Here is a 14,573-nt window from a genome sequence, read left to right as displayed (position 1 = left end):
GTTCGGCTCTTGCCGAGGTTTCTTCGCGCGCGAGTTGACGTCTCTGGTCCGATCCTGCTTCGAGGCCGGCCTCGCAGATCGTCCTGCTCCCGCGAAGCTTCAGAGCTCCCGACGGGACCGGCGCGTCACAGGTGCAGCCCGCTTCCGCCCGCATCCTGTGCCCCCGATCCTCGACAGTCTCCGCGCGGCCTCGCCGGCCAGCATCGAATGTTATGGCGGGCTCTTTCGGCAAATCAGCCGGGATAAATAGGCAATAGCGCCTGGGGCGAATAGGCGCTTAACAGGACGAGCGCTCCCGCCTACTCTTCTTCAGATGCCGGCCTTGCGGTCGGGCTATGGGAGAGACGCCGTGGCGAGAGTAGTGCGTGGCAGTAGCGCAACCGAGATCTTCAATATCGGAGAAGACGACGACGAGATCATCATCTACGGCAATGGCGGTGACGATCTGTTCAATATCACGGGCGACGACGACAGTTTCAATCAGGTCCTCGTCGTCGGCGGCAGCGGCAACGAGGCTCTGAACGCCACCTTCACCAACGGCACCTTCCTGGGCGGCGGCGGCAACGACACCCTCGACCTGGTCAACGGCCGCTTCGTCTTCGACGGCGAGGCCGGCGTCGACATCCTCAACCTGGGCGCCTCGATCAGCGATCTCGTGATCAACGCGCGCGGCGCGGTCGCCACCATCTCCTCCGGCGTCGACGATGACGATGATGATGACGACGATGACGACGCGCCGGTGCAGGGCGCGGCGCTCGACGATGACGACGACGACGATGACGACGATGGCGGGGACGTCGGCGACGTGTTCGTGCAGACCATCTCGGTCGAGACCTTCGTCTTCGGCTCGCTCATCGTACGGCAGAACGACGGCAACGCGCTCGTCGACGATTTGCACTACCTGAGCCAGAACCCGGATGTCGCGGCGGCCGGCCTCGATGCGGACGCCCACTACGCGGCCTTCGGCTGGCGGGAGGGGCGCGATCCGAACGCCTTCTTCGACACGGACGGCTATCTCGAAGCCTATGCCGACGTGCGGGCAGCCGGCATCAACCCGCTGGAGCACTATCGCAACTTCGGCTGGAAGGAAGGACGCGATCCGTCCGACGATTTCGACACGAAGGCCTATCTGGCGGCCAATCCCGACGTGCGGGCGGCGGGCATCAACCCGCTCGAGCACTACCTCGCCTTCGGCGTGGTCGAGGGCCGCGCGGTGGTCGACGACGGCGTCTTCGGCTGAGGGCGCGGTCGGGGAGCGGCGCAGGATAATCCTTCTGCGCCGGTCCCGGCATCTTTTTGGGCGGCGGTGGGCCCCTTGCACGCGCCGCGCCAGCGCGCATCATCACCGGACGAGACCAGGTCCCTGCGTCTCGTTCCGACCACTTCGCCCCGCGGTCGCACGCGCCGCGGGGCTTTTTCGTGCCGGTGCGCTGAGTTCCCCGGCGGCAGGGCAGGCACGCGCCCGCGCCGCCGGTTCTGCACGCCCCGGCCTGACGGTGGGCGGTCTCAGGCGAAGATGCCGTCGCTCACCACCGCGCGTCCCTCCGCCGCACCGAACTCCAGGTAATGCTGCAGCGGGTTGATGCCGGCCGCCGCGACATCGGGATTGGCCGCGAGGTAGCCGCGCGTGTCGAAGTTGGCGGACGGATCGCGACCTTCCTTCCAGCCGAAGGCAAGGTAATGCTCCAGCGGGTTGATGCCGGCCGCCCGCACGTCGGTGTAGCGGGCCAGATAGCCGTCCGTGTCGAAGAAGGCGTTCGGGTCGCGCCCCTCCCGCCAGCCGAAGGCCGCGTAGTGATCGTCCGCGTCGAGGCCGGCGGCCGCCACGTCGGGGTTCTGGCTGAGATAGAACAGGTCATCGACAAGAGGACGGCCATCGCCCTGCACGATCGTGCGGCTACCGAATTCGAACACTTCGACGTTCTTCACGGTGTCGGTCCCGTCCGCTCCTTGCACGACCACGAGGGATCCACGGGAGTCGATGGTGGCGTTCGCCAGCGTGAAGTCGAACACGGCGGTGTCGCGACCGAGAGCACCGTCGAGCGTGTCGTTTCCCGCGCCGCCGGTCATCCGGTCGTCGCCCGCATCCCCGAACAGCACGTCGTTTCCGGCGCGGCCGAACAGGGTGTCGTTGCCGAGGTCGCCGTCGACGAGGTCGTTGCCCACGCCGCCGTCCAGCGTGTCGTCGTCGTCGCCGCCGGCGACGAAGTCGTCGCCCTGCTCGCCGAAGACTTGGTCGCGCCCGGCCTCGCCGACGAGGAAGTCGTTGCCGACCCCGCCGTAGAGGATGTCGTCGCCGGGGTTGCCCGCGGCGTAATCGTCGCCCTCCTGCGTGTAGATCGTATCGTTGCCGGCCTCGCCGATGATCTGGTCGTTGCCGTTGCGGCCGAAGATCGTGTCGTCGCCGGGACCACCGGCGATGTAGTCGAGATCGTTGCCACCTGTGATCGTGTCGTTACCGTCCTGACCGTCGATGCGATTGAAGCCGCCGGGATCGGTGATGGTGTCGTTGCCCAGAAGACCGAGGATGATGTCGTCGTCGTTCGTGCCGGTGAGGTTGTCGGGCCCATTGGTGCCAGAAATCGTTGCCATGCGCGCCGCTCCTAAGCTGGACAGCTGACTTTCAGCCTGCGTTCAGGCTAGATCTTCTCGATGTGTCGGCGTTCACATGGATTAACCGCATCGATTATACTGCACTGCAAAATAATCAATCTGACTTTAATTTGACCTTGGCTGGTGCAGCGTAGTGTTTTTCCTACTGCGGCAAAATGTAACGCTCAGCAAGCTGATGCAACATAAGGCAAAGCTTTTACCTGGGCGTGTTCGGCGGTCTGGATGTTTGCGCTGGGTCGCGCAAGTCCCTGGTGCGAGAGCCGGCTGATTTCGCATCGAGGGACCCGGATCCGGCCTGTCGCGTTCCGTCTCGACGCGTCAAGGAGGTGCACGCCGATGGCAACGAACACGCAGGGCCTGTCCGACAAGGCCCTCTCGATCTTCACCTTCGCCGCCTATCACCGCCTGCTCAGCGGCGAGCGCGTGACCTCGGTGGTGCGCCGCGACGGCCACGGCCACGAGGCCGACCCGGATGGCGTCGCCGAACTGGAGCGGCGGGGGCTCGCCACCGCGAGCGAGACGCAGATCTCGCTCGGCGACGAGGCGGAGGCGTTCGTCGATACGCTCGTCGACGCGATCCGCCGCGAGGGGGGCGCCTGAGACGAAAAGCCCGGCATTGCTCCTGCCGCAAACGGAGTGCGGGGTGACATCGCGCGATCCCGCTCCAGATCAGGAGCTTCGAGCCTGCGGGCAAATGGCCGGCGGGCGGTTCATCGGGAGCGGACCTTGGCGGCGACCAATCGGCAGAACACCGACTTCCTGTTCCGTCAGGCCGACGAGGCTTGGCGCACGGAGATGGCGCAGCGGCACGGCGCCGATGCTCCCGCGCGCCTGCGCTACGCCCCGGAGGCGCGCGGAGAGCCGGGCTCGCGCCTGCGGCAGGCCTTCAATGCCCGCGAGCGCGCCTACCAGCTCTGGCTGAAGGCGCGGGGCCTCGGCGACTTTCGACACGCGCCGCTGACCCGCACGCCCGAGATGATCGCCATCGGCGCCGTGGCGGGAACGCCGCTCTCGCCGGTGCCGCTGCGAGCCTGAGAGGCCGACCGGAACACTGTCCTCCACAGGCTGTGCTGAACTCTTGCGGCGGCCCGGCGTTCCTCCGTCCCTGATCGAGGTTCGCTCGATGGATGGAGGAACGCTCATGCGCATGAAGATCCTGCTGCCGCTGGCCGCCATGCTGGCCCTCGCCGCCTGCAAGGACGAGAAGAAAGCCGAGACTCCGCCGACCACGCCTCCGGCTTCGACCACCACCGCGCCGACGAACCCTGCGCCCACGCCGCCGGCCTCTCCGACCCCCGCTCCCGCCAACAAGCCGGCCGGCCAGTGATCGGCTGACGAAGGGATCGGCTGACGCCATGAGGCCCCTTCCCCGCCCCGCGGGGAAGGGGCCTCACCGGGCTGCCCGAGGGAGGTGCTGCGCCTAGAGCCGGGCGAGGTTGACCCGGGCCGTGCCCGACACACCGATGGCGCGGGCGGAGGCGTTCGACAGATCGATGACTCGGCCGCCGACGAACGGGCCGCGATCGTTGATGCGCACCACCACGGAGCGCCCGTTGACCTTGTTCGTCACGCGGACGCGGGTGCCGAAGGGCAGCGTGCGGTGTGCCGCCGTCAGGGCGTGCGTGTTGAAGCGCTCGCCGTTGGCCGTGCGCCGACCTTGAAACCCCGGCCCGTACCAGGACGCGACGCCGGACTGGCCGTGATGGCTTCCGGCCTTCACGCCGCGTGCGTGCGCGCTCCGGGCCTGCGCGTCGGCGGCGGCGAGGCCGCTCGTAGCGAGGCCGGCCGTGACGGCGAGAGCGAAGAGCGCGAGGCGAACGGTCGAGGCCATTCTGCATTCCCGTTGTTGTTTTCGACGGGCCGGCAAAATGTCGGAGAATGCGGCGAGACTATGTTGCGGTGCAATATGGCCGGAAAGTGGGTGCGGGGCCGCATTTTTGGCGAACGAGTCCCTAAGTAATCGCTTGCTGTGCTAGGAAATAGCTGAAAATATTCGCGACGACATTGTGCTTGCTTGAACTGAGATGGGAGGAGCGTGCCAACGCGGGGGCCGCCGACGCTGTCGGCAAAAGGTCATCCTTTGGCCCTCAGGCCGCTGCCTTTGCGATGGCAGGTGGAGTGCGGGACCCTCAGCCCTCCCCGCCCCCGAGACATCGATGTTCCTGCGTTCGCTCCTGTTTCGCCTGTCCGTCTGCGCCGCTCTCTGCCTGCCGCTGCCCGGCATGAGCCTCGCCGAGCCCGCGGTCGGCGCCGCCGTCCGGGATTGGCTCTCCGAGGTGGTGACGCGGATCGGTGCCGCGGACCGCGCTGCGGCGCCGCGGGCACGCGGCGGCATCGTCACGATCCGCATCCGCATCGCTGGCGACGGCAGCCTGAAGGACGCTGCGATCGAGAACGGCTCGAAGTCCGGCGCGCTCGGCCCCCGAGCCGTCGCGGCCGCGCGGGCGGCGGCACCCTTCGCCCCTCCGCCTCCGGAACTCCTCACCGAGGACGGGACGACGGAACTCAGCTTCCCTCTCGACCTCACACGCCGCCGCTGAGCGGGCTCAAGCCTCGTCGCCGCGCCCCGAGAGCGGCAGTGCCGAGAGTGCCATCAGCACTCCGGTCGCGGCGAGCGCCGAGGACAGGAAGTTCTCGCTGTCGAAGTCGAGGCCGCGCGGCCGGATCAGCCATGCCACGCCGATGGCGAGGGCGGCGAGCGCGAGGGCGAGCGGGCACCAGAGGAGGCGGAGCGGGAAGGCGATGCGGTTCGTCATGGGAGCCGTGATAGGCCTCCCGTGTTGCGGGACGATCGCGTCGCGGGTCTCGAATGTTGCGTGCTCCGTGTCGCGATCCGCTCGCATTCCACGCGAGGGACCTCCAGGCGCCGGAGCCGATCTCCCGAGCGAGCCCGTCAGTAGCTCGTGTCGGTGTTGCGCTGGCGGCAGCGGTAGCCGGCGAAGCAGGAGGGATCGTCGCGGGCCGGAACGAAGGCGGGGGCAGCGGTGGTGTCGCCCGTGCAGGTGCCGCCCGAGCGCAGCACGCGCTCGTAGGCGTTGGCGCTCGTCGACAGCGTCACCGCGCCGGCCCGCGCCACGAGGAGGCGAACGCTCTCGCAGGACAGAGCGGGCGTGAAGGGCCGCCCCGAAGGACCTTCCTGCGCCGCCGCCGCGGCGGGGAGCAGGACGAGGGCCGTTGCGAGCGCCAGAAGCCGAAACCTGTCCATGCCGGCGGCCTCCCGTCGAGCGCGGGGACCAAGCGCCCGCCGCGAAGACACTCCCGATATCGGCCGCGGGACGCATCCCGGCAAGGCGGTCCGCCGCCGCTCAGGCGCCCCGCAGGACCGCCAGCAGGACGGGCTCAATCGCGCGGTAGCCCGCCCCGCTCAGATGCACCCCGTCGGTCCCGTATTCCGGCCGCAGGGCACCGGTCCCGGTGGCGAGGGCGGCGTGGTAATCGGCGAAGCCGGCCCCGCTCCGCGCGGCGAAATCCCTCAGCCAGCGGTTCAGGACAGCGATCGAGGGCCCGGGCGAGATCTCCGGGTTCCAGGCGATCGATGCCGCCGGCGTCACCGAGCCGAGCCAGGCCGGGAGGCCGAGGCCCCTGGCCTCCGAGACCATCGCGGCGATGTTGTCCTGCACCTCGCCGAGCGGCACCGGCCCCTCGTTCTCGGCGATGTCGTTGATCCCGCACATCAGGTGCACGCCGCGCGCTCCCGCGGCGAGGAGGTCCTGGCGGAAGCGCGCCCGGATCCGTCCCGAGGTCTCGCCGCCCACCCCCCGGTTGACGAAGCCGTGCTCCGCGAACAGAGCCGGCCGCTCGTAGCCCCAGGCCTCGGTGATGGAATCGCCGATGAAGACGATCGGCCGCGGCATCGCTCCGGCTGTCATGGATGGTCTCCGGCTGCCCGTGGCGAGCCCCTCGCTCGCGCCCGCTCATCGCCCGGACGGGACGTCCTCACAAGATCCGTTTGCGGTCGCGGTGAAACCATCTGCTGCCCGCGTCATTGGTTACGTAAACCTGACACAGGTTAATCCAAAGCTCGGGATGACGGACGCAGCGTCTCCCCGGGAGGAGACTCCATGCGCGACTGCAGCACACGTCGCCCGTTCCATTCGGATGTGACCACCGATCCCCGACTGCATGGGATCGCCCGCGGCCTTGCGGAACTCTACGAGCCGCAGGTCCGGGAGAACCCTCCGGAGCGGTGGACGAAGCTCGCCGCCGAGGTCGAGCGGCGCCTGCGCCGGACGGAGCCGAAAGGAGCGGACTGAATGCGGACGATCACCCATACGCCGCCTCTCGCCCTCGTGGTCGAAACCGTTCCGGCCGAGCGCGAGCGGGCCGTGACTCTCTTGGAGGAGACGGATCTCGACGTCATCACCTGTGCCAGCGGCGAGGCCGCCGTCGAGGTGCTGCAGAGCTGCGGCGAGGACGTTGCCTTGCTACTCACGCGGGCCTCGCTCGGCTCGGAGCGGGACGGGCTTCGCCTGGCCGCGGCCGTCGGCAAGCTGTGGCCGGGCATCCGCCTCGTCGTGACCGCTCTCGAGCCGGAGGCCTGCATCCGCGACCTGCCCCGATCGGCGACCTGCCTGCGGCGGCCGTGGCTACCCCTCGACGTTCTCGTCGAGGCGCATCGGGCCGTGCACGAGCCTCAGGCCCTCGTCTCCTGACGGGCAGCGCGTGTTTGGGTAGGCGTCCGCGCCCGATCCGCGCTAGGATGGAGGCCACGGCAAGAGCCTTCCTTCCGACCCGACGAGACGCGCATGACGGATGCAGCCGCCCCCACGCCCTCGAACGTCGTCTTTGTCGGCGCGGTCGCTACGGCCTCGGTGTTGCTGAGCGCAGCCCTGGCCTGCGCGACGCCCTTCGCCGCCCTCGCGGCGCTCTCCGTCATCGCCCTGCCGCGCCCTCAGGCCCTTCTCGCCGTCGGCACGGCGTGGCTCCTGAACCAGATCGTCGGCTTCGGGCTCCTCGGATATCCGGCGGACGTGGTGACTCTGGGCTGGGGCCTCGCCATCGGCGGCGCGGCGCTCCTCGCGGTTCCGGCCGCCGATATGGCCGGGCGGCAAGCCCCGGTCGCCCGCACGCTCGCGGGCCTCCTCGGCGCGTTCGCCGCCTACGAGGCCGCCCTCGCCCTGGCCGCCCTGGCGCTGCCGGGAAGCGCGGGGGCCTACGCGCCGGCGGTCGTCGTGCGCCTCTTCCTGATCAACCTCGCCACGCTCGCGGCAGCCCTCGCCCTGCGGGCACTGGCCGAGACCCTCGTGCACCGGCACGCCCGCGCCGCCTGAGGCGGCCGGCATGCGCCGCTTCCCGCCGGAGCGGATCGTCTGCCTGACCGAGGAGACGGTCGAGACCCTGTACCTCCTCGGCGAGGAGGACCGCATCGTCGGCGTCTCCGGCTACGCCGTGCGGCCGCCCCGGGTGCGTCGGGATAAGCCGCGGGTCTCGGCCTTCACCAGCGCCGACCTGCCCAGGATCCTGGCGCTCGCGCCCGATCTCGTCCTCGCCTTCTCGGACCTGCAGGCGGAGATCGCGGCAGATCTCGCCCGAGCCGGCATCGCCGTGCACCTCTTCAACCAGCGCGACGTGAGCGGCATCCTCGCGATGATCCGCACCCTCGGCGCGCTCGTCGGCTGCCCCGGGCACGCCGCCGACCTTGCCGCGGGCTTCGAGGCCCGTCTCGCCTCGGTCGCCGCGGCCGTGCGCGAGCGCCCGCGGCCGCGCGTCTACTTCGAGGAGTGGGACGCTCCGCTGATCTCGGGGATCGGCTGGGTCTCGGATCTGATCGGGATCGCAGGCGGCGCCGATGTCTTCCCCGACCTCGCGCGCGAGCCCGCGGCCCGGGATCGGATCGTGGCGCCGGAGGCGGTGGTCGCGGCGGCACCGGATGTGATCCTCGCCTCGTGGTGCGGAAAGAAGGTTGTGCCCGGCCGCATCGCGGCGCGTCCGGGCTGGGACGGGATCCCGGCGGTCGCCCGGGGCCGGATCGTCGAGATCAAGTCGGCCCTGATCCTCCAACCGGGACCGGCCGCACTGACGGACGGGCTCGACGCTATCCGCGCCGCGCTGCATCCGCCGATCCCGCACTGAGAGCGTGAGGACGACCCTCAGTCCTGCGCTGCGAGGGGCTCGCCGCGCGTTCCGCCGCCGTCCCGCTCGCCGCGGGCGCTCACGATGCCGTGTCGCAGGGTGACGCGCTCCAGCCCGTCGATCGCCACGATGAGCCCCTCGCGCGCTTCGGCGAAACCGTCGGGCTCCTCGTCGGGCGGCGTCTCGGCCAGCTTCACGGCAGCGATCAGCACCCGGTCCCGCTCGTCCTCGATGCGCGGGTCGCGCTCCACCTGCCCGCGGATCCGGGCGTCGAACGCGGCGGTCACCGCGAAGGGCAATTCGTCCTGGCCGGTCCTGCCCGGGAAGGCGCGCGCCCGGGCCCTCCCCTCGGCGGTCGCCGCTCTCAGTGCCTCCCCGAGCTTCGCCGCCACCTGCGCCTCCGGTCCGGTGCCAATCGTCCGCTGACAACGCCGTGGTGCCGCCGCCGCTCCCGCACCGAGAGCACCCGGCGACGGTTCGCGGCACGTTAAGCCCTTTGCGCTCGCCGGGAGGCGTCCGATCCACCGGAAGGAGGCTTTACAAGAGCGCCGCCGGTATTGCCTCATGCGCGCAGGGCCGCTCGTTTCGCCGGCTGCTGCCTACCTCCGAATAACCCTCACGGCAGCGCCCGATGGCTCAGCGCTACTTCTTCCGGTTGGTGCATGCCGAGGCCGTGATCGAGGATCCCACTGGGGTCGTCGCGGACGATCTCGACCAAGCGCTCGCGGAAGCCGAGGCGGCCATCGCGGAGTTGAGGGCCGCGGGCGAGCTGCCAGGTGATGCCGGCGGCTGGCAGATGGAGATCAGGGACGAGGCCGGAACCCTCCTACGCGCTCTTGACCTCGGCTGAGGCGAGGGGCAACCGCGGGATCTTGCGCAGAATGGCCCGCACATGGGCCCGCACCAGCGCGCCCGCTGCGCCGGGCGCCGGAGACGCGAAGGAGCCGAACGCGTCGACCTGCAACAGCATCCCTTCCGAGATTCCACCGCCGGACAGCATGACGCGCCTCCTATACTGAAGGATTAATCCGGAATTGCACTGCGCGAATCGGTAGAGCCGAGCATGACCCGGCTTTGATCTTAAAGAAATACCAATTGTTACATTTGAAGCCTGTGCTATAACGCGCCATCGTTTTCGTCAATAGCTACGCTCCGAGAGGCTGAACGGCCCTAGAACCGTGCCGGGCGCGAGCCCCTGCCCCTTGACGGGTGCCGCGCCGCGCCGCCTGTGGTCGCGTCCTTCACGCCCGCGGAACTCCGGATGCAGACCCCGACCTCCCACTCGCTGCAGGCGCTGCGCCGCGGCGATCTTGCCGGCGCGCGCGAGCTTCGCCTCACGGGCGGGCTCACCTCCCTCCCGGCGGAGATCTTCGGCCTCGCCGACACGCTGGAGGTTCTCGACCTGACCGGCAACGCGCTGACGGAGTTGCCCGCCGAGATGGGGCGCCTGAGTCGGCTGCGGGTTCTGTTCTGCTCGGGCAACCGGTTCGAGCGCCTGCCCCCCGTCCTCGGCGACTGCCCCGAACTCTCTCAGATCGGCTTCAGGGCCTGTGGGATCCGGGAGGTTCCGGGTGAGGCGCTGCCCCCTGCCCTGCGCTGGCTGACGCTGACCGACAACCGGATCGCGCATCTGCCCGAGGCGATCGGCGCGCGGCCGAACCTGCAGAAGCTCATGCTCGCCGGCAACCGTCTGCGGGGCTTGCCGCCCGGGCTCGCGAGGGCCGGCCGGCTGGAGCTGGTGCGGCTCTCCGCCAACGACCTCGACGCGATTCCGGCCTGGCTCTCCGCCCTGCCCCGGCTCGCCTGGATCTCCTGGGCCGGCAACCCGTGCGAGCCTGCCGGCGCACCGGCGGCGGCCGCCGATGTGGCCTCAGCCGACATCGTCACGGGCGAGCTTCTCGGCGAGGGCGCCTCGGGCCGGGTGCACCGCGCACTCTGGCGCCAGGGTTCGGGAGAGCGGCCCGTCGCCCTCAAGCTGTTCAAGGGGGCGATGACGAGCGACGGCCTTCCGGAGCGGGAGATGGCCGCCTGCCTCGCGGCCGGTGCGCACCCGAACCTGGCAGGGGCGCTCGGCCGCCTGACCGGCCATCCGGACGGCGCGCAGGGGCTGCTGATGCCGCTCCTGCCCGCGAACTGGCGGGTTCTCGCCGACCCGCCGAGCCTCGCGAGCTGCAGCCGGGACGTCTACGATCCGGAGCTCCGCCTCGGCCTCGGGACCGCCCGCGCGCTCGCTACCGCCGCTGCGCGGGCGGCCGCGCACCTGCACGGGCGCGGTCTGCTCCACGGCGACCTCTACGCGCACAACATCCTCTGGGACGGAACGGAGGGCGAGGCGGTCCTGACCGATTTCGGCGCCGCCTGCCTGTTGCCGCAGGGCCCGATGGGAGCGGCCTGGGAGCGGGTCGAGGTTCGAGCCTGGGGCCTGCTCCTCGGCGAGCTTCTCGCCCTCTGCCCGCCCGACGATGCCGGGATGGCGCCGCTCCGTGCGCTGGAGGCCGACTGCACCCGGGGGGACGCCGCGGCGCGCCCCCGCATGGCGGACGTTCTCGGCGACCTCGCCCGGTCGGGACGGGAGCGGGCCTAGCGGGCGGGGCTGCGCCGGATCTGGTCGACCGCCTCCGGCGAGAGGTCCGTATACAGGCGCCGGCTGTAGCTCCCGGCAGGCAGGGCCCGGCTCGTGCGCATCCGCGCACGCTCGAACCCGGCCGCGTCCTGGGCACTCGCGGTATTCTGGGTGAAGGTCGGGATGTTCCGCTGCATGTCGTCCCGGATCGTATCCTGATACCGCCGTCCGCTCGGGCCGCAGCCCTCGCAGATCGAGACGAGCCAGGATTGCCAGAGGCCGTTCGTGCGCTCCTGCACCGTCTCCGCGCGCTCGCGGTGAGCGGCGGCGAGCTTCATCGTGTCGAGGTCGGCCTGCTGCTTCGTCGGTGGGCCGGAGGGCACGTCGAGGCGCCGCGGCTGGCCCTCGGTCTGGGCCGGCGCTGCGGTCGCGGCGCACACGAGGATCGCCGTGAAAGCGATGCGGGGCAAGGACATATCGCTCTCCTTCGAGGAGGAGAACAGCTCAGGCCGCGCCCCGTTCAGGTGAGCGGCAGCCCCGGTTTCCTTCCGTACTGAGTGCGGCCTGTCGGGACGGGCAGCACCGAGAAGGGCCCGCCGCGGCCAAGGGGGTGGAGCCGGGCGGGCCGAGGTGCTTTCGAGGTGTGCGGCGAGAGCCGCGTTCCGGGTTGTCCGCCGCCCGCGCGGGGCGGGTCAATCGCCGCGCCCGCTCCGTCCGGAACCGCACGCGCGGCTCAGAGCCGCTCCGCGAGCCCGACCAGGGCCGCCGGGACGCTCGCGTTCGAGGCGCCGGCCGCCGGCTCCTCCGCCGCCGAGCGCAGCAGCCGCAGGAGCTTGCCGCGGTCGAGGGAATCGCGGTCGGACAGGCAGTTGACGATCACCTGCAGGCTGTACTCGATCGCGATGATGCGGGCCTCCAGCTCGCGCTGCTTCGTTTCCATCCCTGGCACTCCGAGTTCTTGTGCGGCGGATGGTAGCCCGCGCGGCCGCGGGCGGAACCCACAGTTTCGCCGACCCTGACCCGCTTCCGGCAGAGCCGAGGACGGATCTTGATGATCGGGGTGACCGATGCGGGTTCAGGTGCGGAAGGCGGCGGCGCACACGATGGGGGGCGGTGCCCCGCAGCGGGGGCAGGTGTCCGATAGGGCGATGAACCCGTCCGCCGCGAGGCGCCCGCAGGCCGCGGCCTCAGCGCATCTCGGCCGGACGCGGACACGATAGGTCAGCCGGCAGGTGCCCTGGTAGAGCATCGGCGTCTCGGCCCGGCGCCGGTTCGGCCGGCCGGTCGCGTCGGACTCCCGGAAGACCGTGGCGCCGTCCCAGCGCCGGAAGGCGTTGATCCAGTACTCGGCCATGCGGCTCTCCCTGCCCGCGGGCCCGGCGGACGCCTCAGGCGGCCTCGCGCTCCGCCGGCCAGGCGACGAAGCCCGCGCCGTTCTCGGCGGACGCGATACCCTTCGAACGAAGATAGGCGGCGAGCCGCGGATGGCGCGCGAGGCTCGGTCCCTGCGGGTTCTCCACGTGGCACGGATCGCAGACCGCGACGTTCCAGGCGGCGACGTGCCGCCCCTCGCCGAGGCCGCCGCCGAGCCGCATCGAGCGGCGGCAGAGCATGCAGGCAGTGCGGAAAGGCTGTTCCATCACGGATCGATCTGTCCCGAACGCTTCCCCCGCGCCCGTCTCTGGCAGGCAAGGCGTTGTGGATCGGTTAAACCTCGCCGCGGGGCCGGGGTGGAGAACCCGCCGCGCGACGCTTTTTCCCGTGAACTCGGCCCGCTCTCCGCTATGCTCGCGCGGATGAGCAACGTCATCCGTCCCGAATTCGGCAAGGCCCGCCGCGCCGAGGCGCAGCCGGATACACGCCGCGCCGCGGAGGCACTCTGTCTCTACGGCGAGGAGGCCGGATACCGGGTCGGCCTCGTCGCGGACGAGTCGGAGCCGCAGGGTCCGGTCTTCACGGTCTTCGTCGGCGCGCTCGGCAGCGACGAGGTGGAGGCCGTGGCGGTCACGCCCGCGACCCCGGAGGGCCGCGTCGACGCCGACGCGATCGGCTTGGCGGTCCTGCGCGCCCTGGAGATCGTCGGCCGCGGCTCCGAGCCGGGGGCCGGCGAGCCGGCCTGAGGCGCTTCAGCCCCGCTTCTGGCCCTTTGTGTAGGCGGTGATGGCGGCCTGGCAGTTCGGCGAGAGCTTGGCCTTGTTCTGCCGGAAGCAGGCCTGAACCTCGGGGCCGTCCGGCTCCAGGTCGCCGCAATAGGTGAAGTAGTCGCCGGTGCAGTACTTCTTCAGCTCGCTGCGATCCGAGGACGCGGCCCCGTTCGGAGCTGCCGCGGCGGCGGCGGTGGTGAGAAGGAGGGCGAAGGCGGTACGTACCAGCAATGTCTCGACTCCATACGGCCCGGTCGCGCCGGGCGGGAGCCGTAGACCAAGTGATCGCGACGAGAATGGGTTAGCTTGACCGTAGGCGGCAGACATGGCCGATGCCGTATCGCGATGGCGAATTCGGACGCGACGGCAAAATCAGCGCGCGGCGACTTTGCGCGGAACCTCGGCGAAGGGAAGCGTTTTCTCCTCGACATTCAACCGTAGGAGGAAAACACCATGAAGGTAACAACGCTGATCGGCACCGCCGCGATTCTTGCCCTGACGGCCGGCCCGGTCCTCGCGGCGCCCTGCAACACCGGCTCGACCAAGGATAAGAGCCCTCAGCAACAGGCGGCCAATCCGAAGAGTTCGGATGTCGATAACTCCAGCAAGAACCTCGCTGGTGGCCAGCAGCCGGCCTCGCCGGGCACTGTCGGTGCCATGAACAATGTCGGCGCCAATCAGGCCACAGGCTCGAATCAAGGTTCGACCGCTCAGGCCAACAAGGGCGACCGCACCGATCCGGCCGCCAAGAACCTTGCGGGCGGCGAGCAGCCGGCTTCGCCCGGCACGGTCGGTGCGATGAACAATGCCGGTGCTGATCAGAAAGTCGGCAAGAAGGACGACGATTGCTGATCCTGACCAGCAGGACCTCCAATCGGAAACCCGCCCGGCCCTGCCGCGGCGGGTTTTTCCTGTTCCCCGCACCCGGCTTGGCGATAGGCTGGGCGATCAGGAGGATGCCATGGCGTTCACGGTGACCAGCGACGAGGCCGACGGGACGATGGCCGAGAATTTCTTGAAGCCCGCCGAGGCCTACCGGCGGGCGCGCGAGTGCGAGGCAAGCGGTCAGGCGGTGAAAATCCGCTTGGCGAGCGGAGACGAAGTGACGGCAGAGGAGTTTCGTGAACTCTACCTCCTCAAGGACCTGGACTGACCCGTGACATCTCCCTCCTCCGCCCTCG

26 protein-coding genes are annotated in these 14,573 nt (G+C 70.2%); 14 read left to right on the top strand and 12 right to left on the bottom strand.

What is annotated here, in order from left to right:
* Positions 1–361: 361 nt before the first annotated feature.
* Positions 362–1,240 carry a calcium-binding protein gene (locus MOX02_RS22640; RefSeq protein WP_170267959.1) on the top strand — a complete coding sequence of 293 codons (879 nt, stop codon included), beginning with the start codon at positions 362–364 and terminating at the stop codon, positions 1,238–1,240.
* A 266-nt stretch (positions 1,241–1,506) separates the two neighbouring features.
* On the opposite strand, the gene MOX02_RS22635 is transcribed toward MOX02_RS22640, so the two are convergent.
* Entirely contained in the window at positions 1,507–2,592 is a 1,086-nt protein-coding gene (locus tag MOX02_RS22635) for a calcium-binding protein (protein WP_147028094.1), read from the bottom strand.
* A 357-nt stretch (positions 2,593–2,949) separates the two neighbouring features.
* On the opposite strand from MOX02_RS22635, the gene MOX02_RS22630 reads away from it, so the two are divergent.
* The 3 genes from MOX02_RS22630 to MOX02_RS22620 all read left to right on the top strand — a co-directional run bounded on the left by MOX02_RS22630 (position 2,950) and on the right by MOX02_RS22620 (position 3,940).
* A complete protein-coding gene (locus MOX02_RS22630; protein ID WP_147028093.1) occupies positions 2,950–3,213 on the top strand; it encodes a hypothetical protein in 264 nt (87 codons plus the stop codon).
* Positions 3,214–3,339: 126 nt separating this feature from the next.
* On the top strand, positions 3,340–3,648 hold the full coding sequence (locus tag MOX02_RS22625; RefSeq protein ID WP_147028092.1) for a hypothetical protein: 309 nt from the start codon (positions 3,340–3,342) through the stop codon (positions 3,646–3,648).
* 106 nt (positions 3,649–3,754) lie between these two features.
* Entirely contained in the window at positions 3,755–3,940 is a 186-nt protein-coding gene (locus MOX02_RS22620) for a hypothetical protein (protein ID WP_147028091.1), read from the top strand.
* A 93-nt stretch (positions 3,941–4,033) separates the two neighbouring features.
* On the opposite strand, the gene MOX02_RS22615 is transcribed toward MOX02_RS22620, so the two are convergent.
* Positions 4,034–4,444 carry a septal ring lytic transglycosylase RlpA family protein gene (locus MOX02_RS22615; RefSeq protein ID WP_147028090.1) on the bottom strand — a complete coding sequence of 137 codons (411 nt, stop codon included), beginning with the start codon at positions 4,442–4,444 and terminating at the stop codon, positions 4,034–4,036.
* A 325-nt stretch (positions 4,445–4,769) separates the two neighbouring features.
* Here MOX02_RS22615 and MOX02_RS22610 point away from each other — a divergent pair, with 325 nt between their 5' ends.
* A complete protein-coding gene (locus MOX02_RS22610; RefSeq protein ID WP_238179565.1) occupies positions 4,770–5,153 on the top strand; it encodes a TonB family protein in 384 nt (127 codons plus the stop codon).
* Positions 5,154–5,159: 6 nt separating this feature from the next.
* Here MOX02_RS22610 and MOX02_RS22605 read toward each other — a convergent pair whose 3' ends face one another.
* The 3 genes from MOX02_RS22605 to MOX02_RS22595 form a co-directional block, all read right to left on the bottom strand.
* Positions 5,160–5,369 carry a hypothetical protein gene (locus MOX02_RS22605; RefSeq protein ID WP_147028089.1) on the bottom strand — a complete coding sequence of 70 codons (210 nt, stop codon included), beginning with the start codon at positions 5,367–5,369 and terminating at the stop codon, positions 5,160–5,162.
* Between the two features lie 137 nt (positions 5,370–5,506).
* Entirely contained in the window at positions 5,507–5,818 is a 312-nt protein-coding gene (locus tag MOX02_RS22600) for a hypothetical protein (RefSeq protein ID WP_147028088.1), read from the bottom strand.
* Between the two features lie 100 nt (positions 5,819–5,918).
* Positions 5,919–6,482 (bottom strand): GDSL-type esterase/lipase family protein, encoded by a 564-nt coding sequence (locus MOX02_RS22595; protein ID WP_238179563.1) that lies wholly within the window; start codon positions 6,480–6,482, stop codon positions 5,919–5,921.
* Between the two features lie 192 nt (positions 6,483–6,674).
* Between MOX02_RS22595 and MOX02_RS22590 the strand changes: the two genes are divergently transcribed.
* The 4 genes from MOX02_RS22590 (at position 6,675) to MOX02_RS22575 (ending at position 8,685) form a co-directional block, all read left to right on the top strand.
* Positions 6,675–6,866 (top strand): hypothetical protein, encoded by a 192-nt coding sequence (locus MOX02_RS22590; protein ID WP_147028087.1) that lies wholly within the window; start codon positions 6,675–6,677, stop codon positions 6,864–6,866.
* Positions 6,867–7,265, top strand: a complete 399-nt coding sequence (locus tag MOX02_RS22585) for a DNA-binding transcriptional response regulator (protein WP_147028086.1) — start codon at positions 6,867–6,869, stop codon at positions 7,263–7,265. It abuts the gene before it with no gap.
* A 93-nt stretch (positions 7,266–7,358) separates the two neighbouring features.
* Positions 7,359–7,883: a hypothetical protein gene (locus MOX02_RS22580; RefSeq protein ID WP_147028085.1), complete on the top strand. Its 525-nt coding sequence runs from the start codon at positions 7,359–7,361 to the stop codon at positions 7,881–7,883.
* A gap of 10 nt (positions 7,884–7,893) precedes the next feature.
* Complete coding sequence (locus tag MOX02_RS22575; protein WP_147028084.1) at positions 7,894–8,685, top strand: cobalamin-binding protein; 792 nt, start codon at positions 7,894–7,896, stop codon at positions 8,683–8,685.
* A 17-nt stretch (positions 8,686–8,702) separates the two neighbouring features.
* Here the strand turns inward: MOX02_RS22575 and MOX02_RS22570 are convergent, their stop codons facing one another.
* A complete protein-coding gene (locus tag MOX02_RS22570) occupies positions 8,703–9,077 on the bottom strand; it encodes a hypothetical protein (RefSeq protein ID WP_147028083.1) in 375 nt (124 codons plus the stop codon).
* Positions 9,078–9,316: 239 nt separating this feature from the next.
* Here MOX02_RS22570 and MOX02_RS22565 point away from each other — a divergent pair, with 239 nt between their 5' ends.
* Positions 9,317–9,535 (top strand): DUF6894 family protein, encoded by a 219-nt coding sequence (locus MOX02_RS22565; RefSeq protein ID WP_147028082.1) that lies wholly within the window; start codon positions 9,317–9,319, stop codon positions 9,533–9,535.
* Here MOX02_RS22565 and MOX02_RS31460 read toward each other — a convergent pair.
* Positions 9,512–9,685: a hypothetical protein gene (locus tag MOX02_RS31460; protein ID WP_170267958.1), complete on the bottom strand. Its 174-nt coding sequence runs from the start codon at positions 9,683–9,685 to the stop codon at positions 9,512–9,514. The genes MOX02_RS22565 and MOX02_RS31460 overlap by 24 nt on opposite strands.
* A gap of 261 nt (positions 9,686–9,946) precedes the next feature.
* Here MOX02_RS31460 and MOX02_RS22560 point away from each other — a divergent pair, with 261 nt between their 5' ends.
* Entirely contained in the window at positions 9,947–11,269 is a 1,323-nt protein-coding gene (locus MOX02_RS22560) for a leucine-rich repeat-containing protein kinase family protein (RefSeq protein ID WP_147028081.1), read from the top strand.
* Here MOX02_RS22560 and MOX02_RS22555 read toward each other — a convergent pair.
* The 4 genes from MOX02_RS22555 to MOX02_RS22540 form a co-directional block, all read right to left on the bottom strand.
* Positions 11,266–11,718 carry a hypothetical protein gene (locus MOX02_RS22555; RefSeq protein WP_147028080.1) on the bottom strand — a complete coding sequence of 151 codons (453 nt, stop codon included), beginning with the start codon at positions 11,716–11,718 and terminating at the stop codon, positions 11,266–11,268. The genes MOX02_RS22560 and MOX02_RS22555 overlap by 4 nt on opposite strands.
* A 263-nt stretch (positions 11,719–11,981) precedes the next feature.
* A complete protein-coding gene (locus MOX02_RS22550; RefSeq protein WP_147028079.1) occupies positions 11,982–12,188 on the bottom strand; it encodes a hypothetical protein in 207 nt (68 codons plus the stop codon).
* Between the two features lie 135 nt (positions 12,189–12,323).
* Complete coding sequence (locus MOX02_RS22545) at positions 12,324–12,602, bottom strand: hypothetical protein (protein WP_147028078.1); 279 nt, start codon at positions 12,600–12,602, stop codon at positions 12,324–12,326.
* Positions 12,603–12,636: 34 nt separating this feature from the next.
* Positions 12,637–12,888 (bottom strand): hypothetical protein, encoded by a 252-nt coding sequence (locus MOX02_RS22540; protein ID WP_147028077.1) that lies wholly within the window; start codon positions 12,886–12,888, stop codon positions 12,637–12,639.
* Positions 12,889–13,044: 156 nt separating this feature from the next.
* Here MOX02_RS22540 and MOX02_RS22535 point away from each other — a divergent pair, with 156 nt between their 5' ends.
* On the top strand, positions 13,045–13,368 hold the full coding sequence (locus MOX02_RS22535) for a hypothetical protein (RefSeq protein WP_147028076.1): 324 nt from the start codon (positions 13,045–13,047) through the stop codon (positions 13,366–13,368).
* A gap of 6 nt (positions 13,369–13,374) precedes the next feature.
* On the opposite strand, the gene MOX02_RS22530 is transcribed toward MOX02_RS22535, so the two are convergent.
* Positions 13,375–13,623 carry a hypothetical protein gene (locus MOX02_RS22530; RefSeq protein WP_147028075.1) on the bottom strand — a complete coding sequence of 83 codons (249 nt, stop codon included), beginning with the start codon at positions 13,621–13,623 and terminating at the stop codon, positions 13,375–13,377.
* Between the two features lie 222 nt (positions 13,624–13,845).
* On the opposite strand from MOX02_RS22530, the gene MOX02_RS22525 reads away from it, so the two are divergent.
* Entirely contained in the window at positions 13,846–14,244 is a 399-nt protein-coding gene (locus MOX02_RS22525) for an exopolysaccharide production protein YjbE (protein ID WP_147028074.1), read from the top strand.
* A complete protein-coding gene (locus MOX02_RS22520) occupies positions 14,198–14,545 on the top strand; it encodes a hypothetical protein (RefSeq protein WP_147028073.1) in 348 nt (115 codons plus the stop codon). The genes MOX02_RS22525 and MOX02_RS22520 overlap by 47 nt, the downstream gene beginning before the upstream one ends.
* The last annotated feature ends 28 nt before the right edge of the window (positions 14,546–14,573 follow it).

The sequence above is a fragment of the Methylobacterium oxalidis genome (assembly GCF_007992195.1).
GTDB classification, from domain to species: domain Bacteria; phylum Pseudomonadota; class Alphaproteobacteria; order Rhizobiales; family Beijerinckiaceae; genus Methylobacterium; species Methylobacterium oxalidis.
Note: the sequence above shows the minus strand (reverse complement) of the source record. Positions and strands in the feature narration are given on the sequence as shown.